This window comes from Arthrobacter sp. 92 (assembly GCF_050260325.1).
In the GTDB taxonomy this organism is placed as follows: domain Bacteria; phylum Actinomycetota; class Actinomycetes; order Actinomycetales; family Micrococcaceae; genus Arthrobacter.
Genome location: NZ_CP189863.1, coordinates 2653301 through 2674442, shown reverse-complemented (window position 1 = coordinate 2674442; position 21142 = coordinate 2653301). Strand labels below are relative to the sequence as shown.

22 protein-coding genes are annotated in these 21142 nt (G+C 66.1%); 8 read left to right on the top strand and 14 right to left on the bottom strand.

The genetic code is table 11. The features are described 5' to 3' along the window. Positions 1 to 260: 260 nt before the first annotated feature. The 3 genes from bioB to ACP4XC_RS12280 form a co-directional block, all read right to left on the bottom strand. Entirely contained in the window at positions 261 to 1319 is a 1059-nt protein-coding gene (bioB, locus tag ACP4XC_RS12290; protein ID WP_427169970.1) for a biotin synthase BioB, read from the bottom strand. Between the two features lie 162 nt (positions 1320 to 1481). Next, a complete protein-coding gene (locus ACP4XC_RS12285) occupies positions 1482 to 2183 on the bottom strand; it encodes an SCO1664 family protein (RefSeq protein WP_427169968.1) in 702 nt (233 codons plus the stop codon). A 64-nt stretch (positions 2184 to 2247) separates the two neighbouring features. Continuing rightward, complete coding sequence (locus ACP4XC_RS12280) at positions 2248 to 2922, bottom strand: MSMEG_4193 family putative phosphomutase (RefSeq protein ID WP_427175101.1); 675 nt, start codon at positions 2920 to 2922, stop codon at positions 2248 to 2250. A gap of 88 nt (positions 2923 to 3010) precedes the next feature. On the opposite strand from ACP4XC_RS12280, the gene ACP4XC_RS12275 reads away from it, so the two are divergent. Continuing rightward, positions 3011 to 4399, top strand: coding sequence for a sigma 54-interacting transcriptional regulator (locus ACP4XC_RS12275; RefSeq protein WP_427169966.1), 1389 nt, complete (start codon positions 3011 to 3013; stop codon positions 4397 to 4399). A 30-nt stretch (positions 4400 to 4429) separates the two neighbouring features. Then, the gene (locus ACP4XC_RS12270; protein ID WP_427169964.1) at positions 4430 to 6436 is read left to right on the top strand and encodes a vWA domain-containing protein; all 2007 of its coding nucleotides are present in this window, start codon (positions 4430 to 4432) and stop codon (positions 6434 to 6436) included. Here ACP4XC_RS12270 and ACP4XC_RS12265 read toward each other — a convergent pair. The 5 genes from ACP4XC_RS12265 to ACP4XC_RS12245 form a co-directional block, all read right to left on the bottom strand. Beyond that, entirely contained in the window at positions 6431 to 7699 is a 1269-nt protein-coding gene (locus ACP4XC_RS12265; RefSeq protein WP_427169962.1) for a cytochrome P450, read from the bottom strand. The two genes, ACP4XC_RS12270 and ACP4XC_RS12265, sit on opposite strands and share 6 nt — an antisense overlap. Before the next feature lie 18 nt (positions 7700 to 7717). Then, positions 7718 to 9349, bottom strand: a complete 1632-nt coding sequence (locus ACP4XC_RS12260) for an FAD-dependent oxidoreductase (protein WP_427169960.1) — start codon at positions 9347 to 9349, stop codon at positions 7718 to 7720. A 166-nt stretch (positions 9350 to 9515) separates the two neighbouring features. After that, complete coding sequence (locus tag ACP4XC_RS12255) at positions 9516 to 11453, bottom strand: alpha/beta fold hydrolase (protein ID WP_427169958.1); 1938 nt, start codon at positions 11451 to 11453, stop codon at positions 9516 to 9518. A gap of 18 nt (positions 11454 to 11471) precedes the next feature. Beyond that, positions 11472 to 11882, bottom strand: a complete 411-nt coding sequence (locus tag ACP4XC_RS12250; RefSeq protein ID WP_427169956.1) for a VOC family protein — start codon at positions 11880 to 11882, stop codon at positions 11472 to 11474. Between the two features lie 10 nt (positions 11883 to 11892). Continuing rightward, a complete protein-coding gene (locus tag ACP4XC_RS12245; RefSeq protein ID WP_427169953.1) occupies positions 11893 to 12333 on the bottom strand; it encodes a helix-turn-helix transcriptional regulator in 441 nt (146 codons plus the stop codon). A 232-nt stretch (positions 12334 to 12565) separates the two neighbouring features. Here ACP4XC_RS12245 and ACP4XC_RS12240 point away from each other — a divergent pair, with 232 nt between their 5' ends. Then, the gene (locus ACP4XC_RS12240; protein WP_427169951.1) at positions 12566 to 12757 is read left to right on the top strand and encodes a CsbD family protein; all 192 of its coding nucleotides are present in this window, start codon (positions 12566 to 12568) and stop codon (positions 12755 to 12757) included. A 27-nt stretch (positions 12758 to 12784) separates the two neighbouring features. Here the strand turns inward: ACP4XC_RS12240 and ACP4XC_RS12235 are convergent, their stop codons facing one another. Continuing rightward, positions 12785 to 13789: a YncE family protein gene (locus ACP4XC_RS12235; RefSeq protein WP_427169949.1), complete on the bottom strand. Its 1005-nt coding sequence runs from the start codon at positions 13787 to 13789 to the stop codon at positions 12785 to 12787. 88 nt (positions 13790 to 13877) lie between these two features. Then, positions 13878 to 14681 carry a hypothetical protein gene (locus tag ACP4XC_RS12230; RefSeq protein WP_427169947.1) on the bottom strand — a complete coding sequence of 268 codons (804 nt, stop codon included), beginning with the start codon at positions 14679 to 14681 and terminating at the stop codon, positions 13878 to 13880. A 159-nt stretch (positions 14682 to 14840) separates the two neighbouring features. On the opposite strand from ACP4XC_RS12230, the gene ACP4XC_RS12225 reads away from it, so the two are divergent. From ACP4XC_RS12225 to ACP4XC_RS12210, 4 genes are all read left to right on the top strand, one after another. Next, positions 14841 to 15221: a VOC family protein gene (locus ACP4XC_RS12225; RefSeq protein WP_427169945.1), complete on the top strand. Its 381-nt coding sequence runs from the start codon at positions 14841 to 14843 to the stop codon at positions 15219 to 15221. A gap of 18 nt (positions 15222 to 15239) precedes the next feature. Next, a complete protein-coding gene (locus ACP4XC_RS12220; RefSeq protein ID WP_427169943.1) occupies positions 15240 to 15443 on the top strand; it encodes a hypothetical protein in 204 nt (67 codons plus the stop codon). A gap of 22 nt (positions 15444 to 15465) precedes the next feature. Further along, positions 15466 to 16662, top strand: coding sequence for an alanine racemase (locus ACP4XC_RS12215; protein WP_427169941.1), 1197 nt, complete (start codon positions 15466 to 15468; stop codon positions 16660 to 16662). A 70-nt stretch (positions 16663 to 16732) separates the two neighbouring features. Continuing rightward, on the top strand, positions 16733 to 17455 hold the full coding sequence (locus tag ACP4XC_RS12210; RefSeq protein ID WP_427169939.1) for a VIT1/CCC1 transporter family protein: 723 nt from the start codon (positions 16733 to 16735) through the stop codon (positions 17453 to 17455). 32 nt (positions 17456 to 17487) lie between these two features. Here the strand turns inward: ACP4XC_RS12210 and ACP4XC_RS12205 are convergent, their stop codons facing one another. Beyond that, positions 17488 to 18183 (bottom strand): maleylpyruvate isomerase family mycothiol-dependent enzyme, encoded by a 696-nt coding sequence (locus ACP4XC_RS12205; RefSeq protein WP_427169937.1) that lies wholly within the window; start codon positions 18181 to 18183, stop codon positions 17488 to 17490. A gap of 195 nt (positions 18184 to 18378) precedes the next feature. On the opposite strand from ACP4XC_RS12205, the gene ACP4XC_RS12200 reads away from it, so the two are divergent. Next, a complete protein-coding gene (locus ACP4XC_RS12200) occupies positions 18379 to 19401 on the top strand; it encodes an isopenicillin N synthase family dioxygenase (RefSeq protein WP_427169935.1) in 1023 nt (340 codons plus the stop codon). On the opposite strand, the gene ACP4XC_RS12195 is transcribed toward ACP4XC_RS12200, so the two are convergent. Genes ACP4XC_RS12195 through ACP4XC_RS12185 form a run of 3 tightly spaced genes read right to left on the bottom strand, consistent with a single transcriptional unit; the run spans position 19390 to position 20954 of the window. Beyond that, the gene (locus tag ACP4XC_RS12195) at positions 19390 to 19773 is read right to left on the bottom strand and encodes an amidohydrolase family protein (protein ID WP_427169933.1); all 384 of its coding nucleotides are present in this window, start codon (positions 19771 to 19773) and stop codon (positions 19390 to 19392) included. The two genes, ACP4XC_RS12200 and ACP4XC_RS12195, sit on opposite strands and share 12 nt — an antisense overlap. Continuing rightward, positions 19674 to 20603, bottom strand: a complete 930-nt coding sequence (locus ACP4XC_RS12190) for an amidohydrolase family protein (RefSeq protein WP_427169931.1) — start codon at positions 20601 to 20603, stop codon at positions 19674 to 19676. The genes ACP4XC_RS12195 and ACP4XC_RS12190 overlap by 100 nt, the downstream gene beginning before the upstream one ends. A gap of 51 nt (positions 20604 to 20654) precedes the next feature. Then, positions 20655 to 20954: a hypothetical protein gene (locus ACP4XC_RS12185; protein WP_427169929.1), complete on the bottom strand. Its 300-nt coding sequence runs from the start codon at positions 20952 to 20954 to the stop codon at positions 20655 to 20657. Positions 20955 to 21142 lie beyond the last annotated feature (188 nt).

Here is a 21142-nt window from a genome sequence, read left to right as displayed (position 1 = left end):
CTGAGCGGTTCCACGTCTCGCTCCACGAGGCTGGCATCACCAGGCCAGTACCCCATGGCGGGAGCATTCCGCTGACCAGCCCAGCGGGGTGACCTGGACTTTCATGCGGCGCCGGCAGACGCCGCAGTAGCGAGGCGGCTCCAGCGCCAGTTGCTTGCGGCAGCGGCGGTGAAAGTCCGACGCCGGGTTGCCACCGCCGTCGGACGGCTCGCCGCAGTGCCCGCAAAACGCAGCGGTGGTTGAGTCATTGGAAACCCCGTTCATAGGGTTTTCTGGAGTTCCTTGATGGGCATGTTCAGTTCGACCAGGAGGTTCAGGTCGGCGGTTGCGGGCCGGCCCAGGGTGGTGAGGTAGTTCCCGACGATGACGGCGTTGATGCCGCCGAGGAGGCCTTCGCGGGTGCCGAGGTCCCCGAGGGTCAGTTCCCGGCCGCCGGCGTAGCGCAGCACGGTGCGGGGCATGGCGAGGCGGAACGCTGCGATGGCGCGCAGGGCGTCTTTGCCGTCCATGATGCCCTGGTTCTCCAGCGGCGTGCCGGGGCGCGGGTTCAGGAAGTTGAGGGGAACCTCGTGGGGTTCGAGGGCTGCGAGCTGGGCGGCGAGTTCGGCGCGCTGTTCGAGGGTTTCGCCCATGCCGATCAGTGCTCCGCAGCACAGTTCCATGCCGGCGGCCTTGACCATGTTGCAGGTCTCGAGGCGTTCCTCATAGCTGTGGCTGGTGACGACCTCGGGAAAGTAGCTGCGGGCGGTTTCGAGGTTGTGGTTGTAGCGGTGCACGCCCCAGCCTTTGAGCTGGTCCACCTGATGCTGGGTGAGCATGCCCAGGGAGCAGGCGATGTTGATCTCGACCGCTTCGTTGATCCGGTCGATCGCGAACTTGATCTGGTTCATGAGTTTGATGTCGGGGCCCCGGACCGCGGCGACGATGCAGAACTCCGTGGCTCCGGTGGCGGCGGTTTCCTTGGCTGCCTTGACCAGTTCCGGGATATCGAGCCAGACGCCGCGGACGGGGGAGTCGAACAGGCCGGACTGGCTGCAGAAGTGGCAGTCCTCGGGGCAGCCTCCCGTCTTGATCGAAATAATGCCCTCCACCTCCACGTCCTCGCCGCAGTGTTTCAGCCGGACTTCGTGGGCGAGTTCGAGTGCCGCGGGAAGGGCTTCGTCCGGGAGGCGGAGGACGTCCTCGAGCTGCGCCCGGGTCAGGCCGATGCCGTCCTCGAGGACCTGCCGACGGGCCGTTTCCAGGATTCCATAGCTGTTGGCGGCGCTGGGCGCGTCGCCTGCTTCGCCGTTCGTGTCGACGTGTGCCTGAATCGTCATCGCTGGGGTCCTTTGCGCTTGCCGGCTGTGGATGTTCCTCCACCTCAGACGCTAGTTCCCCGTTGGCGACGAGATTTTGTGGGGTCTCGACAAACAGGCGGACACGACATTGGACGCCGTTGCTTCCCGGACGGGCATGCCCGAGGCCGAACCTTGGGACACCTACACCAGCGGCCACGGGTAACGCATTCCTGTGGGGTCAGCAGGCAGCACGCCCGTGTGCAGCAAACGCCGTACCCGGCGCTGCAGGGCGGTGACCTCGGCGTCGTCGAGGAGTTCGGCCACGCTGGGAGGCACGGCGTCTGTGAGCGGGGTGATGTCCTCAAGCAGCGAAGCGGGGATAGCAACCCCGGCGAAGTCCCAAATCACGGTGCGCAGTTTGAAAGCCGCCGAGAAGCACAGCCCATGGTCGATGCCCCATACATGGCCGTCGCGGCCGCGCAACACGTGCCCGCTCTTGCGGTCAGTGTTGTTCGCGATGCAATCGAACAGGGCGATCTGCGATAGGACGCGATGGGTCTCGGGTGCGTCTGCGTAAAGCGTGAAGTAGTGCTCACCCCAGTCGCACTCAATGAACCACTGCAGCGACCCGATCCCCAAGGGGGAATCCTCGCGGATCACCGTCGCCGGCACGATGCCCCACTCCAGGTACTCGCTGAGAAGGAAAGCTGCACGTTCCCGCCGGTACAGTCCGGGCTCGAAATCGGACAGCGGGCGTTCCCCGGCTTGCGGCTTGTAGACCGCGTAAGCCGCCTCTTCCCCGGTGGAGACCCGGACCAGGAACGTCGCGTTGCTGCTGCGCGGGAGGCGTCCGAGCAGCTCGACGCGGCCCTCAAGGAGTAGTGTCAGCTCCCGTCCGGACACCGGCTGTCCCTCTTCACGGTGCCCCCAGCTTCACGGTGCCCCCAGCTTCACGGTGCCCCCAGCCTCATGATGCCCTCAGTCCATTCAAGGGTTCCAGGGTCGAATTCACCATGAGTACGGCAGGCGCCTGCCCCTCCACGTAGGAGACGACCGAGACCGAGCCCGGGCTGATGACGATCCGCTGGAAGAGGTCCAGATGCGTGCCCAGGGCGTGGGCGACGGCGGCCTTGATCGGATCTGCATGGGAGAAGCACACCACGACGCCCCCGGGGTGGGCGGTCCGCAGCACCTCAAGGGTTCGCACCATCCGCGCTTGCATCTGCGTGAAGCTCTCGCCGTTCGGGAAGCGGAAGGTTGATGGGGTGTGCTGTACGGACTGCCACTGCGGTAAGGCAGCCAGATCGGGGAGCGCGGCCCCGGTCCACTCGCCGAAGTCACACTCGATCAGGCCGGCGTCCTCGTTCACCTCAAGTCCGGTGCGGGCTGCCGCGGGCTCCGCAGTTTCGCAGGTGCGTTCCAGCGGCGAGGAGTAAAGACCGTCGACCCGAAGGCCGGCCAGCCGTTCCGAGACGCGCTCGGCCTGCTCCCGGCCTCTGTCGGAGAGGTGCAACCCGGGGGCGCGCCCGGGCAGCACCAAGCCCGTGGTGGGTGTCTCCCCGTGGCGGACCAGGAGAAGAAGGGTGCCCTCTGTTCGCGGCGGCATCGATGGTGCCGACGGTGTTGCTGCAGTCATCAGCATCCAGCCTATGCCGGTCCACGTGCGAACGTGCCGATAGTCGTGGGAAATTCCCTCGATTATCCGCACGTTCGGGGATTACCGTAGAGGTGTGAGTGATCGCCCCGATATCTTCACCATTGGTGAACTGCGTGCCTCCGGCCACGTCCACAAGGACCTGCGCAGGGAGATCCGCGAGAACCTGCTGGCCGCTCTGGCCGGCGGCCGCGATCCGTGGCCCGGAATGTACGGTTTCAGCCGGACTGTCCTTCCCCAGCTCGAGCGTGCCTTGATTGCCGGCCATGACGTCGTCCTGCTCGGCGAACGGGGACAGGGCAAGACCCGGCTCCTCCGCACCCTGGTCGGGCTGCTCGACGAGTGGTCACCGGTGATCGAAGGATCGGAACTGAACGAACACCCGTATCAGCCGATCACGGAGCACTCGCGCGCGCTGGCGCTTGCCGAAGGGGACCGCCTGCGCGTGGCGTGGCGCCACCGCTCGGAACGGTACGTCGAGAAGCTCGCCACCCCGGACACCTCCGTCGCCGACCTCATCGGCGACGTCGACCCGATGCGGGTGGCCGAGGGCCGCCGCCTCGGCGACCCGGAAACCATCCATTACGGTCTCGTCCCGCGCTCAAACCGCGGCATCATCGCCATAAACGAACTCCCCGACCTCGCCGAGCGCATCCAGGTCTCCATGCTCAACGTGATGGAGGAGCGCGACATCCAGATCCGCGGCTACGTGCTGCGGCTTCCGCTCGACGTGCTGGTCGTCGCGTCCGCCAACCCGGAGGACTACACCAACCGCGGCCGGATCATCACGCCCCTGAAGGACCGCTTCGGCGCCGAGATCCGCACCCACTACCCGATAGAGCTCGACGACGAGGTCGCCGTCATCCGGCAAGAGGGGCGGCTGGTCGCCGACGTCCCGCCCGTCATCCTCGAGATCCTGGCCCGCTACACCCGCGCCCTGCGGCAGTCCCCGGCGATCAACCAGAGCTCCGGCGTCTCGGCGCGGTTCGCCATCGCGGGCGCCGAAACGGTTGCCGCGGCCGCCCTGCGCCGGGCCAGCGTGCGCGGGGAGGATGAGGCAGTGGCGCGGATCGTCGACCTGGAGGCTGCGGTTGACGTGCTCACGGGCAAGATCGAGTTCGAATCGGGTGAGGAGGGGCGTGAACAAACCGTCCTCGATCATCTCCTGCGCACGGCCACTGCCGAAGCGGTGCGGGCGCACTACCACGGCCTCGACCTGGGTCCGCTCGTGGCGGCGCTCGACGGCCACCGGACCGTGACCACCGGGGAACAGGTCACCGCGCGCGAGTTCCTCGAAAACCTGCCGGCTCTTGACGGATCCGGCCTCTACGATGAGATCAGCCGGCGCCTGCACGCGAAAAACGACGGGCAGCGCGCCGCCGCGATCGAACTTGCATTGGAAGGCCTCTTCCTCGCCCGTCGGATTTCCAAGGAGTTCGACGACGAGGAGACGATCTACGGCTAGGACGATCGACCGTTAGGGATAGGCATCATCATGGGCGTTCACCACCAGTCCTCCCGGTACGGCCGGTACGCGGGCGGACCCGATCCGCTCGCTCCGCCGGTCGACCTGGCAGAGGCACTCGACGCGATTGCCGAGGACGTCATGGCCGGATACTCTCCCAGGCATGCCCTGCAGGAGTTCCTGCGGCGCGGCGGCCGGAGCCGGGAGGGCCTCGACGACCTCGCCGGCCGCGTTCAACAGCGCCGGAGTGAACTGCTGGGCCGCCACCGGCTGGACGGCACCCTTAGCGAGGTCCGGAAGCTGCTCGACACCGCCGTGCTGGAGGAACGCAAGCAACTCGCCCGCGATGCCATGATGGACAACACCGACCGGGCATTCCGGGAGATGCAGCTGCAGAACCTGCCCTCTTCCACCGCTGCCGCCGTCAACGAACTGGCGTCATATGACTGGCAATCGAGCACCGCCCGGGAAGCCTACGAGCGGATCAAGGACCTGCTGGGCCGTGAGGTCCTTGACCAGCGCTTCGCGGGCATGAAACAAGCGCTCGAGAACGCAACTGATGAGGATCGCGCGGCCGTGACCGAAATGCTGCGCGACCTCAACGAATTGCTCGACAAGCACCGGCGCGGCGAGGACACCGACGCGGACTTCCAGGAGTTCATGTCCCGGCACGGCGGCTTTTTTCCGGAGAATCCGCAATCCGTCGAGGAACTGATCGACGCCCTCGCCCAGCGCGCAGCCGCGGCCCAACGGCTCCTGCAGTCCATGTCCAGGGAGCAGCGCGATGAGTTGATGCGTCTGTCGGCCCATGCATTCGGTTCGCCCGAGCTCATGGCCCAGCTCGATCAACTCGACTCGAGCCTGCGCGCGCTGCGCCCCGGCGAGGACTGGACCGGCGCCGAACGCTTCGAGGGTGAGGAGGGGCTCGGGCTTGGTGACGGCACGGGAGTGCTCCAGGACATCGCCGAACTCGACGAGCTGGCCGAACAGCTCTCCCAGTCCTACAGCGGCTCTCGCCTTGACGACCTGGATCTGGATGCCCTGGCCCGCCAGCTTGGGCAGAATGCCGCCGTGACAGCCCGCACCTTGGCGGAGATCGAGCGGGCAATGCAGGACGGCGGATACCTGCGGCGTGGAGCCGACGGGGACCTCCGTTTGTCCCCCCAGGCGATGCGGCGGCTTGGGAAGTCACTTTTGCGGGACACCGCCAAGCAATTGTCCGGCCGGCAGGGGCGCCGGGACACGCGCGTCGCGGGCTCGGCCGGCGAGCAGACGGGCTCCAGCCGTGAGTGGGAGTTCGGGGACGCCGAGCCGTGGGACGTCACCCGCACCATAACAAACGCGATCCGGCGCACGATCGCCGGCGGCGGCGACCCGAGCCGCGGACTGCGCCTCGGCGTGGGCGATATCGAGGTGACCGAGACGGAGGCGCGCACCCAGGCCGCCGTCGCCCTGCTCGTCGACGTGTCGTTCTCGATGGCCGCCGAGGGACGGTGGGTGCCGATGAAACGCACCGCACTGGCACTGCACCATCTCGTCTCAACCCGGTTCCGCGGCGACCGACTGCAGCTGATCACCTTCGGCCGGTTCGCGCAGACCATGGACATCAGCGAACTCACGGCCCTGGCATCACGGCGGGAGCAGGGAACCAACCTGCATCACGGCCTGCTGTTGGCTAACCGCTTCTTCCGCCAGCACCCTTCAATGCAGCACGTCCTTCTGGTGGTAACAGATGGTGAGCCTACCGCGCACCTGTTGCCCGAGGGCGACTCGTGGTTCGACTATCCGCCCGACCCCGAGACCATCCGTGTTACGGTCGCCGAACTCGATCGTCTTGGGCGCGCCGGCACGCAGGCCACGTTCTTCCGGCTGGGCGACGATCCGGGCCTTGAGCGGTTCGTCCAGCGTATGGCCCGCCGGATCGACGGCAGGGTCGTTGCCCCCGAGCCCGGGGATCTCGGGGCTGCCGTCGTGGGGGAGTACCTCCGTGCCCATTTCCGCGGCCGTCCCTACGACGACGCCGACTGGGCCTCATAGCCGTTCGGCGGGCTCATCCTGGCCGTGGGCGATTCCGTCGATGTCCACCCAGAGGTGGGAAGGGCCGCGCAGGAACGGGCTCGGCCGGTACGGCGGCGGATCCGCGACCAGCCGAGGGTTCTCCAGCCTGCGGGCGAATTCGGTGAGGGCGATCTGCGCTTCCAACCGGGCCAGGGGCGCCCCGAAGCAGAGATGTACCCCGCCGCCAAAGCCCAGGTGTTGATTGTTGGGCCGGTCCGGAATGAAGAGGTGGGGGTCGGTGACGTGGGCGGGGTCGCGGTTGCCGGCGGCCAGGACCAGCGTGAGGGAGGCTCCCGCGGGGATGGTTGTTCCGGCGATGTGGATGTCGTCAAGGGCCGTGCGAAAGGGAACGAAATGCACCGGCGGCTCGAAGCGCAACAGCTCCTCTACCATTGGGATGGCGAAGTCGGGGTCGTTGCGCAGCCTCTGGAGCTCGGCCGGGTGGCGGAGCAACGTCAGTGCGCCGTTGGCGATGAGGTTCACGGTGGTTTCATGTCCGGCGATGAGTAAAAGGAGCCCTGTGCTCACCAGCTGCTCGTTGGGGAGGCGCCCTTCCGGACCGTCGTCGGTGACCAGCGCGGAGAGCAGGTCATTGCCCGGTGCCTGCCGGTGGGTCTCCACCAGCTCTTCCATGAACGCGCGCAGCTCCTTGCCGGCTTCAATCCGCTTCTTTTGCTGTGTTTCCGGGTCGAGACCGGGATCCGTGGACTGCAGGGCCACGTCCACCCAGACCCGGAAGCGCTGTTCGTCGCCCGGCGGTACACCAAGAAGTTCGCAGATCACCGTGACGGGCAGCGGATAGGCGAGGCCGTCGACGACGTCGATCCGTCTGTGGCCGGCCATGTCGTCGACCAGGCCGGCCACAATCTCGGCCATCCTCGCCTCCATCCCCGCTACCCTCTCCGGCGTCGTGGGCGGCCCGAAGTGCCTCATGGTGATCCGTCGAAACTTGTCGTGATCAGGAGGATCCATGCTGAGGAACGTCGCACGCAGGCCCACGTCTTCGCCGTCGTCGCCTTCGTTGCCGCCCACGCCTGCCGCGGCGGCAGCCGGGTTGCGGCTGATGTCCGAACTCACCCGCGGGTCGTGCAACAGGGCGGCGATCTCCGCATAGGTGCTCACGAGGTAGCTGCCGTCCGGGAGCCGTGTCACGGGGGTCTTGCGGAGATCCTCGTAAAACGGGTAGGGATTAGCCCGGTTGGCGTAGTCCAGAATCTGTTCCCACGAGCTGGGGTCGGTCATCGTGAGGGCTCCTTGGCTTCAGGGGAGGCTGCGATCGGTCAATCTGGCACGGCGCTCATTGGGATAGTGCCCGGTCACGACGACGGTCGCATCCTGGGTGGGGCTGGCCGTGGGCTGGAACCGGGCAGGCACAGGCTGAGCATCGGCCGGTTCGTCAACGTGGTGGAAGACCGGCGGGAAAGATGCTGCTTGCTCGATCAGCGGTTCGTAGAATTCAAGCCACTTATTGTGGTTGAAGGCGACAGCGGCCACGATGCGGCCCTTGTAGCCATAGGCGGCCAGGAACCGCCGCTGTGCCACCGATCCCTGGACGATGGCGACCTCGTCGGCGGTCGAAGGCACGCCCACGCTCTTGATCTCGGTGCCGAACTGGACGGACCAGAATTTCGGCACCTCCAAGTGTGGCCAACGCTCGGTCTCGGGGCTGACCATGTTGTGCGCGGCAATCTCGGCCTGGGAGATCGCATTGCCCCAGTGCTCAATGGCAAGGAACTGGTAGCCGAACATCGGCTGCGGTGCGCGCGACACGTCACCGGCGACGAAGACGTCGTCGGTGACCAGGCCGTTCGCGTCGAAAGCGCGGCAACCGGCGTCGCACGCGACGCCCCATCTGCCGCTGGCCAGTCCGGAACCGGCGAGCCATTCGACGTTCCGGACGGCGCCCAGCGCGGCGACTGCCACGTCCACGTCAAGCGTGGTGCCATCGGACAGGCGGGCGCGGCACAGGCGGCCGGTGGCATCGCCGTCGAGCGAAACGACCCTGACATCGCAACGCAGGTCCACTCCGTTCTCGATCTGCAGCTCTCCGGCGATCGCGCCGATTACCCCGCCGAGGGCAGCGCCGAGCGGAGCCGGACCGGCTTCTGCGACAGTGACCGGCAGCCCGAGTTCGCGGCATACGGAAGCGACCTCCGAACCGATGAACCCGGCGCCGATGACCAAAACGCGACGGGGGCGCTCAGCAAGGAGCTGTCGAAGCGCTGCCGCATCTTCACGGGTGCGCAAGGTCAGGACGCCGGCCAGCGCCGCCTCCGCCGCGTTCGGCCAGGTGCGGGCCCGCACGCCGGTGGCGATTAACAACTTGTCGAATCCGATCCGGCTGCCGTCGGCAAGATGCACCTGCTTCGAGGCCAGATCCAGGCTGGTGGCCGCCACACCCAGGCGCCACGTGGCACCCAGCTCACGGCGCCGCGGCAGCGAGGTGACTTCCGACGGCACCGATCCGGCAACAACCTGTTTCGACAGCGGCGGGCGGTCATAGGGCTCGTGCCTTTCGTCACCGATGAGGGTCAGTGAGCCGGTGAACCCTTCCTTGCGCAGCCGTTCTGCGGCGCGCAGCCCGGTCAGTGACGCGCCGACGACGACGATCCGTCCGGACTCTTTAAAGGAGTCCGGGGTGGCTTGCGTGGAGGATGCCGCCAACGGAATCTCGTCCGGATGCGCGGTCCGGTACGGCGCGTCCGGGTCGTCCAGCTGGATGGCCTGGAGAGGACATGCAGCAGCGGCCCGCCGAACCCTCTTGCGCTGCGCCTCGTCGGGGTTCGGATCGTAGGTCAGGGCTTCGTCGCCCTGGATGGTGAAGACATCAGGGGCGAGAAAGGCGCATTGGGCATAGCCCTGGCATTTTGTGAGATCAACCGCTAACCTCATGCCGGAGTTCTCCCTTTTCAAGGGTCCCTTTGCGGGCTTCCGCAGAGGGTTGGGCATTCCGTTTCCGGAGGAAGTGAACCGATTCTAGGCCTCGTGTGCGGGCCGCGGTAGGGGCTTGTGGCCCGGCCTCCGGTGTCCGTGTCCGCGCCTGGGGCGGACGAAAAAGTCAGGGTCTGCGCAGGAACTCGCGCACGGTATCGACGTACTCCGCGGTCCGCGTTGCCATCACCCCGTGGCCGGCGCCGGCGAACAGCCGGATTTCCGCTGCAGGGTAGAGAGCTCGGAGCGCCGCACGTGCCGGGGGCGGAAACGCCGCGTCCTGTTCCGATTCGATCAGCAGCACCGGTACCGGCGGCGCCCCTGGACCCCCGGGTTTTCCCGTGGCAGGCGCATGCGCGAATTCCCTCATCTCCCGTAGTGCGGACAGCAGATCCTCCTTGCCCAGTTTTCCGAGGATCTCCGAAAGCAGTGTGTTCCAGAAAATAGCGTCTTCCTGCGTGCCTGGGACAAACCAGCGTCGCCAATTCCAGCCGGTCAATAAACGCACGGCATCTTCCGGAAGAATCGTGAGGAAGTGGATGAGGAACGGGAGCAGAGGAAGCGGGGCTGCGGAAGGGCCCCCGGTGTTCGCCAGCACGAGGCGCCGGACGCGTTCGGGATGCCGGCGGAAGAACGTCTGTGCCACAAAACCGCCGAAGGAGGAGCCCATCACATCCGCCTTTTCGACTCCCTCCGCGTCGAGGATGGCAGCCAGCCCGTCGGCGAGCCCGGCGATTCCGGCGCCGGCGGGGTAAGCCGGCGCGAGGACGCGGAAGTCCTGCTCCAGCGCTTCAATGAGCGGCAAGTACATGTCCGGCATCCTTGTCCCTCCGGAAGCCAACATCACGGTCTGCGCGCCCGAGCCGCCGGCAACGTAGCGCCAGCGCAGCCCGTCGACGTCGAGCGACCGGTACCGATGGCTGGCACGGAAACCGGCAAGCCTTGCGTCCAGGGCCTCGGGCGGTCCGGTATCCCGTTCTTCCCGGCCACATCCCGGCGCGGGCGCGGCGGCGGGGCCTTCGCGCCGCCTCATGAGCGGAGTGCGGCCTTCGAGGAAGCGTGAGAGGACGTCGGTGTATTGGGCCGGGTGGGTGACCGCCGTCCAATGGCCGCCGTGCCCGAACATACAGGCCCGGGCGCCTGGATAAGCGGCCAGCAGGGCTTCGCGTTCGCGCGATGTGAAGCCGCGGTCGTCGGATGCAGCGATCAGCAGCACGTCCTCCGGGCGCTCGAAGGCCGACGTGGCGGCGTAACGGTCCGGATGCGTCGCCAGGTCCAGCAGCACTTCAAGGCGCGCCAAGGCCGATTCCTTGGTATGTGCCGTGAAGAGGTCTTCCATATAAGCGCTGAGAAAGGCACGCTCGTTTTCTTCTGCGGCCGCTGCCAGGCGCGCGATCCTCGGACGGTAGAAGGCGGCGAGGGCAGCTTTGGGCAGGAGTGAGAAAAGACGGACGAATGCGCTTACCAAGCGCGCGTGGCCACGGGTGTAGAGGCCGAACCCGGAAAGGATAAGCTTGTCCACCCGCTGCGGATAGCGGCGTGAAAAGGCATGGGCCACACCGGCGCCGAGCGAGTGGCCAAAAATACTCGCGGACCGGATTCCCTCGGCGTCGAGTATGGCCGCAATGCCGGCCAGGAGTTCGGCCATTGTCCGGACCGGGGGGTAGGAGGGCGAGAGGACCCGGAAACGGGGTTCCAAAGTGGTGATTGTGCGGAACGCGGAATCGCCGAATGAGAAGCCACCGCCGAGGACGAGAAGTGGCGGTCTGTCTTCTTCAGGCGTCGCGCCGATTTCCACAGCGAGGTCCGTGGGGCTTTCCGCTTCCGTCGGGGCGGCCGGATTGGCGGGTCCCGCGATGTATTTCCATTCGACGCGGCCGACGGTCAGCGAGCGGTACGGGTGTGTGGCGCGGAACGCCCGCAACTCGGCATAGCCGCCCGTGGATCCTCCCGCCGGATGCCTTGATAGGAGGGAGACTACGCCGTTGCTTCTGAGCATGGCAACCGATCCGGTGCCTGCAGCGGGGAACTCATTCGGATGCAGGCGGTTATTCTTCAGGGCCATTCCTGCATGCCCGCATGGTTACGCCGCGGGCGCTTGCGCAATCCGGACTGTGTTCCCCGAGGGGTCGCGGAACGCGCAATCGCGCGGGCCCCAAGGCTGGTCGATGGGTTCCTGAAGGACCTCCGCGCCGGATGCGCGCACCTTCTCGAACGTGGCGTCGACGTCGTCGGATTCGAACACCAACATCGGCAGGACGCCCTTGGTGAGGAGTTCCTGCAGCGCATCACCATCGGCCTGCGAACGGCCGGCATGAGGGGCGGAAAGCACGATCTCGAGTCCTGGCTGCGCGTCGCTACCTAGCGTGACCCAGCGGAATTCGCCCGAGGGCACGTCGCTGCGCACCTGGAGGCCGAGTGCGTCGCGGTAGAAGGAGATGGACTCGTCGACGTCGTTAACAGTGATGTTGCAGTATTTGAGTGCGATTGTCATAGCCGTGACTCTATCCGGCGCTCTCCCGGTGCGCTTCTCCAATCCTGCTCGATGCGTTCCGGACGGGGCGCGACTGCACCTTTGCCACACAGGCGGGCATGGCATTGACCGCGTCATGTTCGCGGCTCCGGTAGACGCTCGGGGGCTCCCCGGCCACCTCGGCGAAGCGTGAACTGAATGAGCCGAGGGAGGTACATCCCACCGCCATGCATGCGTCCGTGACGCTCACGCCCGCCCGCAGTAATGCCATCGCTCGCTCAATCCTGCGAGTCATCAAGTAGCTGTACGGCGTCTCGCCGTAGGCCGCCCGGAAACGGCGCGAGAAGTGCGCGGGCGACATGAGCGCCCTGCGGGCCATAGTTGGGACGTCGAGCGGTTTCGCGTATTCACGGTCGATCAGATCACGGGCACGTCGGAGGTGAGCGAGGTTCTCGAGCTCCTGCGGGGTCATGACCCGACGGTAGCATTCGGCGCGCCGGGCGGAAATACATCCGACTGTGGCACCGGAAGGAAACAGATGGCGCGCTGGGGCATCCAATTCCCGTGCGGCTCCGAATCACAGACGGAACCAGAATATCGCTGGGTCCGGACGCGCATAGAGCAGCGGAGAAGTGCCTCAGCGGGCACACCGCATCGCTGGGACTTAGGTCAGTAACCACGGGGTCACTCATCAAGGGAACGGTATGATGGCAATCGACGATAAGGCCAGGTACACGGTCATCCACCACATCGGTGCAGCCAAGGAAGGCGCTGGCACATTGACTGGCAATGGAGGGCCGGAGAGTCCGGGGGAGCATCACCAGGCCCCGGCCATGGTGCGGGGGGCAGGCGAGCAGGTCAAAGACGCGGCGGCGGATGTGGGCGAGGACCTCTAGAACACTGCATCCATTCGGCTGCGGTGGCTATCGAACGGGCTCCATGATGCGCAGCACGGGGTGTCCGTCGATGTTTTCCAGCGGGAAGTAGACCCGGTGGGTGCCCTGGTCCACGGCGACGGTGTGGGCGTTGTCGGCAAGTTTGCCCGAGGCCTTGGAGACCAGGGTGCGGTTTTGTTCGTCGAAGACACTCACGACCCCGGACTCCGAGGCGAGGTAGAGCCGGTGCAGCCCCGTATCGAAGGCCAGCACGTCCGGGCCCTCGCCGGTGTCGAACCGTGCGGTGACCTGCTTGGTGTCCAGATCCAGGACCAGGAGCTTCGCGCTGCCCTCGCAGGCGATGAACGCGAGCTTGTTTGCCCCGTCGAGGTAGAGGCCGTGGTTGCTGGCGCAGTCCGGGACCGGGATCCTGCCGGTGACCGTGTCGGTCGCCGGGTCGATGGTGACCAGTTCGTTGCGGTCCTGGACATTGACCATCACGGTTCCGCTGGCGGGGTCGTAGACGCTGTTGCCGGCCTCCCCGCCGATCTCGATCGGGGCTTTGGCCGTGTTCGTGGCGAGGTCGATCACCGTTTCGGCGTGGTCGTGTTCGTTCGAGACGTAGGCCTTGCCGTGGACGGGGTCGTAGGCGATCCCGTCCGGGGTGTTCCCGGCCGGGACCCGGGCGGTCACCGTCAGGGTGCTGGTGTCGATGATCGCCACCTGGTTCGTTCCCGAGACCGCGGCCAGGAGGAGATGCCGGTCCGGTGCGAGGGTGACCCCGTGCACCGAGGGTGTTCCCTGCACGGTGCCGGCCACCGTGCCCGTGGCCAGGTCGAGAACGTGGATGGTGCCGTCGCCGAGGTGGGCGATGTACAGCCGCTTCGCTCCCGCGTCGATGGCCTGGTAGTCGAGCCTGCTCGCCGCCCCGGGCAGGGCGATGTCCTGGACCTGGGTCAGGGGCAGCGACGACGCCGGCACCGGACGCGAGCAGCCGGTCACGGACGCCGACAACAGGGCCAGCAGCCCTGCGGCGATCAACGCGGCCTTCACCGGTCTGTCCCGCTGTGCATGCGTATATGCTGGCGGCCCAAAATACATTCCGCAAGGTGATGCGTGAGGTTGAGTCCTGTCCACAGGCTCAGGCGGAATTCTTCGGGCCGAAGGGCGTCCGACGTCGTCTGGCTTTAGTGGCGGGAGCGGTGGCGTTGGTGCCGATATGGTCGTAGCGGTGGGGCGCATTATGGCTGAGAACGATATCCAGGGCCGCCTGCTCGAGCGTTGCGGACATGCTCCGGGCGGTTAGCCGAAGGTAGTGCAACGCTGCCTCGTGGCTGAGCCCAAATTCATCGATCAGAATCGTCACGGCCGAATCAACGAGGGTAGGTGACCCTGCCGGGACCGGTACCGGGTAGCTCACCTGCTTCTGGAAAAGCTGGATCGCCAGGCGCAGCCCCAGGCTGAGTTGTCCGGCATAATTGAGTGCCGTAATGATGGACTCACTGGTGTAAGCGTGGGGCAGTGGCCAGTACAGATTGACCGAGGCGTCCAGCACTCCTTCCGGATCCAAGGGGAGAGACAACAGCGATAGCACCCCGTAGCCGACCACCACACTCGCGTACCCCGGCCAGCGGCGGTCGAGAGCGGTGTTGCTGACATGGACAAATTCCCCGGACCGTATCGCAGTCAATGCGGGGCTGTCATCAAAGGAATGCTGCAGCCTGTCAATGGTGGCAGCGCGCGCGTCGGCGGCCTCCCAGGTAACGGTATGACCTCCTCGCAGAACACTGAAAGCCCAGCCCATTTCCGGCGAGGCGGGGAGGTCGGCCATCATCCCGGCCATGACACTCCGGAGGAAGGCGGCGGTTTCGGCGCTGTTCCAGAGGAACTCCAGGAAGGCGCTCGGCGCGTCGGCGGACGGGTTCTCAGCAGGTCGGTCGGCCATTCTCCACGCCCCAGGTTCGAGACACGGCGGCTTGCTGCTAAACCCGGTTAACTGAAGAATACGTCCGTCATCTCTTGGTCCGCCACTCCTCCGAATTATTTCAAAACACCTTCCGTTGATCAGTTCCGGGCGCCCGGGTTGTGCCGTAGGGTGGCGCACATGGAACTTCGACTTGAGGTCGTGCAGGTCCCCGTTTCGGATGTGGACCGGGCCAAAGCCTTCTACACCGACAACCTCGGCTTCGTGCTCGATCACGACGTCGAACACATCCCGGGCATGCGGGTCGTCCAACTCACTCCGCCCGGCTCGTCCGCCTCGATCGTTATCGGAACCGGCATGAACAGCATGATCCCGGGCAGTCTCGAAGGCCTCCAACTCGTGGTGCCGGACATGGAGCCGGCGCGCAGGGAGCTACTCGGACGGGGAGCCCCCGTGAGTGAAGTCCAGGACATGGGAGGATTCGCCTTTGCCTATTTCAGCGATCCGGACGGCAATCGCTGGGTCATTCAGGAAATCCCGCGCCAAGGACCGCAGGCGTAGCTTAGGAAAGGGGTCCACATGAGCTATAAATATCGCACGGTCCGGGTTCGCGGCACTGACCTGGTTGGAACTATTGCCCGCAGACATGGGGGTGCGCCCGAGATCTACGAAACCTCCAAGGACCCAAGCACGTCAGTGGTTCCCGTGTTCTTCCAAGCAACCGGCGAGATCCGATTCTTCGACAGGTCGATGCTCGAGGACGTCGTACCCCCGGCCGGTTAACGCCGTAAAGTACCCTCCGAACATGACCAATCGCCGGAACCAACCCATCGAAGACCGTGGGGCAAGGATGGTTGCTGCCCCAGCCTATCCACAGCTGCGGCTCAACACCGTTGCCCTGGACAACAATATCCGAGTCATGGCGGCGTGGTGCCGGGAGCGCGGTGTGGATCTCGCCCCACATATCAAGACAACCATGTCGGCGCCGATCATCGAGCGGCAGCTGGCCGCCGGCGCCGCCGGCGTCACTGTCGCCACCGTGGATCAAGTGGCTTCAGCACTGAATTGGGGCCATCAGCGCGTTCTGGTCGCCAACGAGATTGTCGACCGCCTCGGCCTTGTGCGCGTCCGCAACTGGCTGGAGGAGGATCCCGAACGGGAAATCCGTTGTTTCGTCGATTCGGCAGTCGGGGTCAAGGCGGCATCGGAGGTATTCGACGGCGGGGCGGTCGTCCTCGAGGTGTTGATTGACGTCGGGACCCCAGGCGGACGCACAGGAGTCCGCAGCCTCGAAGACAGCCTGGGCATTGCCGAGCTGGTCCGTGCCGCGCCCGGCCTCAGGCTCGTCGGCGTGGCCGGTTACGAAGGCGTGGTGCCCAATGACAGGGCGCAGTCAACGATCGCATCCGTTGACCAGCACTGCCGGCTGGTGCGGGACGCCTACCTGGAGGCCGCCAGGTTCTTTGAGACCGCCACTCCGATTTACTCCATGGGCGGTTCCGCTTTCCCGGACCGCGTCGTTGAGTTCCTTCCCGACGACAGTGAGGTGCCTGGAACCAGGACCATCCTCCGATCAGGCTGCTACGTCACGCACGATCACGGGACCTACGCCGCCGTCAGTCCCGTCCCGGGTCTTGTTCCGGCGATTTCCGTTCGCGCCGTCGTCCTGTCCACGCCCGAAGAGGGGATGGCGGTTGTCGCTGCCGGCAAACGGGATCTGCCATACGACGCCGGACTTCCGGTTTTCCTGTCGGCCCACACCGCGGAGGGTGCCCCAAAGGAGCAGTCAACGGCCACCGTGCGCAATCTCTTCGACCACCACACCGTGCTCACCGGCGTGAGCGGAGTGGAGGTCACCGACACGGTCGATTTTGGGATATCCCACCCCTGCTCCGCCTTCGATCGCTGGCCCGAATACCTCGTTACCGACGGACGCGGCCGGGGCATTGACGTGTGGCGCACAGACTTCCGCCGATCGTCCCTGGCCGCGGCCCAGGGGTAGCCCGAAGGAATTTTCCAGCCCACCGGAACGGCTCTAGTGCTGCGGCCGCCCAGGGTGCTTATCTGATCACATGACAGTTCCGATGAGTCCCCATCCGCAGGAACCGCACAGCGCGAACTTCGCGGCGCGTTTGAATTGGCTGCGGGCCGGGGTGCTGGGCGCCAACGACGGCATCGTCTCGGTAGCGGCGACCGTTGTCGGTGTTGCGGGCGTCACGAACGAGCCGGCACCGATTCTTGTTGCCGGCATGGCCGCGGTAGTGGGCGGCGCCATCTCGATGGCCCTGGGCGAGTACGTATCGGTCAGCAGCCAGCGCGATAGCCAACGTGCCCTGATCGTGAAGGAACGCAGGGAACTCGCCGAAGACCCCGAGGCTGAGCTGGCCGAGCTGACCGGGATCTACCAGTCCAAAGGTTTGAGCAAAGACACTGCGGAACGGGTGGCAGCGGAGCTGACGGAGCATGATGCCCTGGCCGCCCACCTCTCGGCCGAGCTGAACATTGACGAGAGCGATGTGGTCAGCCCCTGGCACGCCGCCTACGCTTCGGCTGCCGCGTTTGCCGTGGGCGCGGTATTGCCCATGTTCGCGATCCTGCTGCCGCCCGCGGGGCTGCGCGTGCCGGTCACGTTCGCTGCCGTGCTGATCGCGCTGGCCCTCACCGGAACGCTGAGCGCGTACATCGGCGGGAGTTCCAAACGCGTCGCAGCCTTCCGACTGGTGGTCGGCGGGGCCCTGGCACTTCTGGCGACCTACCTCGTGGGCGGCTTGCTGGGGGCCACCGGGGTGGTCTGACCCGGCGCCGGCGGGGCTGGAGGCGAGCCGGTTCAGGGTGTGAGCGGACCTTGAAGGACGCGAAGTGCGAGGTCGGCGTCCCCTTGGACGGCCGCGGTGGCTGCGAGGTTGGAGCGGCCCCAGAGACCGAGATACATCCCGTGCGCCGTGGCCGAGACGGATGCCCCGGCGGCGCCCTGGCCCAGGGTCCAGCGGGCGGCTCCAGGGACATCGAATGTCACCGCCCGTGCCGGATGCCGCATCCGTTCGAGCCGCAGCTGGCGCGGGGCGAACATCGTCAGGACTTCGTCGATGCCGTCGAGCATGAAGTCCTCCTCCAGGGCGGGGCCCTCTATATCCAGGGTCTGGCAGGCGTCGACGAGATGGATGGCGTGTTCGTGTGCCTGGCGCCGAAGCCAGAAACCGGCTGTGCGCGGGGGAGGGCCAAAGTTCCAGCACGGTGCCTCGGGATCCAGCGCCGCCATGGTGCCAAGGAAGGCGTTGGCGCCCTCGAGGAACCACGCCGCGCCACCCTTGGCCGGCGGCGCCGGTTCCTCGACGAATTTGCCTTCGCGGACCACCTGGGCCGCCCACCGTTCGATTGAGCCAAGATGCCCGAAAAGCGTATCCAATGCCCAGCCAGGACACGCCGGAACAGGACGGCTCAGGGTCTCGTCAGCCTGGCGCGCAAGGGCGCGCAGACGCTCCAGGCTGCTAACCAACTCGGCGAGATAGCGATAGGGCGGCATGGATTGAGCATAACGGGCTAGCGGCCGGCTGGGGCCGGGCCAGGGGGTCCGGCAGCGGATTGGTGCCCCTGCCGGGGACAGCCGGAGCCTGACGTCTTATTTCGACAAGTTGTTTCCGGACGGCGTCGTACGGTGCGTAACATTGGAGAAAATACGTGCTTCAGCTTGCCATGCACCGCGTAAAGGACTAATGAAGTGACACTCGAAACATTGCCCGTCCTCGACTTCTCCCGACTAACTGCGGGGCCGGAAGAAGCCTCTTTGTTCCGCGATGAACTGCGTGACGCGATGCATGAAGTCGGTTTTATCTACCTGTCCGGCCACGGAATCCCGCAGGAGTTGACGGACGCCGTGCTCGATGTGTCCCGCCGCTTCTTCGCGTTGCCCGACGAGCAGAAGCTCGCTGTCGAAAATGTCCACAGCCCGCAGTTCCGCGGCTACACCCGGGTCGGTGGCGAACTCACCGACGGAGCCGTCGACTGGCGGGAGCAGATCGACATCGGTGTCGACCGCGAGACCGTGGACCAGGGGCCGGGGGTTGCTGACTATTGGCGCCTCGAGGGCCCCAACCTGTGGCCGGATGCATTGCCGGAAATGCGGGGAATTGTTTCAGACTGGACCCAGCGGCTGAGCACCATCTCACTCACCCTCCTGCGGGCCGTGGCGGTTTCACTCGGCGCACCGGAGAACACTTTCGACACCGCATTCGCCGCAAGGGCTTTTCCCCTGCTCAAGATTGTGCGGTACCCGGGGGAGTCCAACCCGGAGCCCAAACAGGGAGTCGGCTCCCACCGCGACGGCGGGGTGCTGACGCTCCTTCTCGTGGAACCCGGCAAGGGCGGGCTTCAAGTCGAGTACCAAGGTAAATGGATCGACGCACCCCAAGTACCTGGAACCTTTGTGGTAAACATCGGCGAAATGCTTGAGCTGGCCACCAACGGCTACCTTAAGGCCACGCTTCACCGTGTGATCTCGCCACTTCGCGGCACTGACAGGATTTCCCTGCCTTTCTTCTACAATCCGGCCCTCGACGCAACAATGCCGCAGCTTGCGGCAGCTCCGGAGTTTCAGGCGAAGGCCCGCGGACTCTCGCTTGACCCGACGAACAGCGCCATTCTTGAAACTTACGGTGATAACGCCCTTCGCTACCGGATGCGGGCTCACCCGAACGTCGTCGCGGCGCACCACGCGGACCTGCTGAAAGGCTCACGGCCCTAATTGCCTAACCCATCTGCCCTGCCGCAGGACGCCGGCAAGGGCCAAATCGGCATCAACAATCACGACGTCGGCCCGCATGCCCTTCTGGAGGTCTCCCACCTGCCGGGACAGGCCCAGAACGGATGCCGGGACGGCGCTGGCCGAACGGACAGCGTCCTGTAGCGGCACGCCGGATGCAACAGCAGCTCTGACGACGTCCAGGAGGGTTGCCGTGCCGCCGGCGATTACGCCGGTGCGCTCAAGCCTCGCAACGCCCTGATGCACTGTCACGGTCAGGCTGCCGAGGGTGTACCGTCCGTCCCCGAGGCCCGTGGCCGCCATCGAATCTGTGACGAGGGCGATGTTGTCAGCCCCGACCAGATCGAACACCATCCGGACCGTGTCGGCGGCAAGGTGGACGCCATCGGCGATAAGTTCCACCACCGCCCTTCCGGCCCGTGCTTGGGTGAGGCTGGCCGCGACGGGACCGGGCGAACGGTGGTGCAAAGGTTAAACAGGTGCGTCACGGTCGGTCGCACGGCCGGACCCGTAGCACTGTTTGTTCCGCGGCTAAGTCCGAGGGCGGCACGTTGGAGGAAGTCCGCTGCCGTGGCAGCGTCCGCCTCGGTATGGCCCAGGGAGGGCACCACACCCCTGGCCGTCAGCTGGTCCACCAGCTCCAGCATGCCCGGAAGCTCAGCCGCGCAGGTCATCGACGCGAGAGTGCTTCCAGCCGCCGCCAGGAGTTCACTGAGCAGGACTGGATCGGGCTCACGGAGCAAAGCGGGATCGTGGGCCCCGTGCTGGTGTGGTGAGAGGAACGGACCCTCCAGATGCGCCCCCGCGATGAGGCCCTCCTCCACCACGGAACGTATGGCGTGGAGGTTCCGGAGCATGGCACCGGAGGACGCCGTCACGAGGCTGGCCAGCAACGTTGTGGTTCCCGTCCCGTGGAGGAAGCGGGCTGCCGAGCGCGCCGCCTGGGCCGAGCCCTCCGAAAAATCGGACCCGCCACCGCCGTGGCAATGCAGGTCCACCAGTCCCGGCAGGAGAATGAATTCACCAGCCCGCGCCAGGCCGCTTTGCTCCGGTTCTCCAGCTCCTGGGAATCCGGAAGCCGGCCCCACGTAAGCGATGTGTTCACCGTCCACGGCGATCACGCCGTCGTCGATGGCCGTGCTCCCGGTGACGATACGGCCCCGCAGCATCAAGATCTCACCCATTACGTTCCCTGGTGTCGGATGTGCAGCAGGGCGTGGGTGCCGCCGGCCCGCTTATCGGCGTCGGCCGAAAATCAGCGAAGCAATTCCGGTGGCGGCTGTGACGGTGTACACCGAGGGCCATGCGCCGATCTTTTTGGCCAGCGGGTGAGAGAGTCCAAACGCGGCCAGGTAGACACCAGTCAGGGCGGCGGCGGTGCCGGTGCCGGCGTCGCGCTTCCACAGGCCGAACGCAACCGCCCCGGCGGTGGCCAGCACAGCTCCTCCGAGCATCCGGTTTCCGGTGGCGCGGGCCGACTTGAAACCGCCGATCAGGCCCGCACTGGTGACGAGCGGGGTCAGAAGCGAACTCATGGCATCTCCTAGGGTTGGTTAGTGTCCCAGCTTAGCGAGCAACGCTGGGAGGTCCCCATGATTTTGCCGCTACCCGCCCCCCGTGCACAGCCCGTCTAAGGTGAAGGCGGGACTGGAGGTGGCGCGGGCGGCTGCAGAGAGGCCGGGCGGCCCCACCGAGGCCGGGCTCGGCCTCGGTGTCCTCCCTG

What these genes read in the sequence shown, in the direction of transcription:
- ACP4XC_RS12230 (WP_427169947.1), bottom strand. Translation starts at nt 14,681, where the DNA reads ATGGCCGACCGACCTGCTGAGAACCCGTCCGCCGACGCGCCGAGCGCC.
- ACP4XC_RS12255 (WP_427169958.1), bottom strand. Translation starts at nt 11,453, where the DNA reads ATGGCCCTGAAGAATAACCGCCTGCATCCGAATGAGTTCCCCGCTGCA.
- bioB (WP_427169970.1), bottom strand. Translation starts at nt 1,319, where the DNA reads ATGACGATTCAGGCACACGTCGACACGAACGGCGAAGCAGGCGACGCG.
- ACP4XC_RS12265 (WP_427169962.1), bottom strand. Translation starts at nt 7,699, where the DNA reads ATGACCGACCCCAGCTCGTGGGAACAGATTCTGGACTACGCCAACCGG.
- ACP4XC_RS12220 (WP_427169943.1), top strand. Translation starts at nt 15,240, where the DNA reads ATGAGCTATAAATATCGCACGGTCCGGGTTCGCGGCACTGACCTGGTT.
- ACP4XC_RS12210 (WP_427169939.1), top strand. Translation starts at nt 16,733, where the DNA reads ATGACAGTTCCGATGAGTCCCCATCCGCAGGAACCGCACAGCGCGAAC.
- ACP4XC_RS12195 (WP_427169933.1), bottom strand. Translation starts at nt 19,773, where the DNA reads ATGGTGTTCGATCTGGTCGGGGCTGACAACATCGCCCTCGTCACAGAT.
- ACP4XC_RS12260 (WP_427169960.1), bottom strand. Translation starts at nt 9,349, where the DNA reads ATGAGGTTAGCGGTTGATCTCACAAAATGCCAGGGCTATGCCCAATGC.
- ACP4XC_RS12280 (WP_427175101.1), bottom strand. Translation starts at nt 2,922, where the DNA reads ATGCTGATGACTGCAGCAACACCGTCGGCACCATCGATGCCGCCGCGA.
- ACP4XC_RS12190 (WP_427169931.1), bottom strand. Translation starts at nt 20,603, where the DNA reads ATGGGTGAGATCTTGATGCTGCGGGGCCGTATCGTCACCGGGAGCACG.
- ACP4XC_RS12245 (WP_427169953.1), bottom strand. Translation starts at nt 12,333, where the DNA reads ATGACCCCGCAGGAGCTCGAGAACCTCGCTCACCTCCGACGTGCCCGT.
- ACP4XC_RS12270 (WP_427169964.1), top strand. Translation starts at nt 4,430, where the DNA reads ATGGGCGTTCACCACCAGTCCTCCCGGTACGGCCGGTACGCGGGCGGA.
- ACP4XC_RS12225 (WP_427169945.1), top strand. Translation starts at nt 14,841, where the DNA reads ATGGAACTTCGACTTGAGGTCGTGCAGGTCCCCGTTTCGGATGTGGAC.
- ACP4XC_RS12185 (WP_427169929.1), bottom strand. Translation starts at nt 20,954, where the DNA reads ATGAGTTCGCTTCTGACCCCGCTCGTCACCAGTGCGGGCCTGATCGGC.
- ACP4XC_RS12250 (WP_427169956.1), bottom strand. Translation starts at nt 11,882, where the DNA reads ATGACAATCGCACTCAAATACTGCAACATCACTGTTAACGACGTCGAC.
- ACP4XC_RS12215 (WP_427169941.1), top strand. Translation starts at nt 15,466, where the DNA reads ATGACCAATCGCCGGAACCAACCCATCGAAGACCGTGGGGCAAGGATG.
- ACP4XC_RS12240 (WP_427169951.1), top strand. Translation starts at nt 12,566, where the DNA reads ATGATGGCAATCGACGATAAGGCCAGGTACACGGTCATCCACCACATC.
- ACP4XC_RS12205 (WP_427169937.1), bottom strand. Translation starts at nt 18,183, where the DNA reads ATGCCGCCCTATCGCTATCTCGCCGAGTTGGTTAGCAGCCTGGAGCGT.